This is a genomic window from Lysinibacillus sp. 10T31 (genome assembly GCF_056394365.1).
In genome coordinates this window covers 1-426 of sequence record NZ_JBFTHS010000216.1, presented here as the reverse complement: position 1 = coordinate 426, position 426 = coordinate 1, and the positions used below count along the sequence as shown (strand labels likewise).

At 66.7% G+C, this 426-nt stretch carries 1 protein-coding gene; it reads right to left on the bottom strand.

Annotated elements, in window-relative coordinates:
* Window positions 1-315, bottom strand: a 315-nt coding sequence (locus AC1DCY_RS27725; protein WP_477355994.1) for a phage tail tape measure C-terminal domain-containing protein, incomplete at its 3' end; no start/stop codon positions are given.
* Window positions 316-426: the final 111 nt, after the last annotated feature.

Below are 426 nucleotides of genomic sequence, written 5' to 3'. Positions count from 1 at the left end.
CTTGGACTTGCCGGTGGTCACAAAGCTCCGCAGCGCCTCGTCGGCGCCAGTGAATGCCTTGCCGAAGGCCTTCTTGGCGGCCGTGGCGGTGTTCTCGGTCTTGCCGATATAGTCGCCGAGCGCACCGCCCAGACCCTTGCGGATGCCCGCCAGGCCCATGTCGTCCTTTTCCGCCTTCTCCTCCGTCTTCGCGGCCTTGCCGGCGTCACCGCCCGTTGCGGCCGTAGCAGACTTCGCCACCGCCTGCATTTGCGTGTTCAGGGCAGTCAGTTGCGTGGACAGGGCGGTGACCAGCGAGGCGCTGGTTGTCAGCACGGCGTTGAATGCCTGCTGCAGCTGCCGCCGCGTCCGTCGCAGCTTCCTTGGGCGTCAGGTCGACCCCCATCAGGCCGGCGATCTTCCTCGCTCCCCAGACCAGAGTCTGCT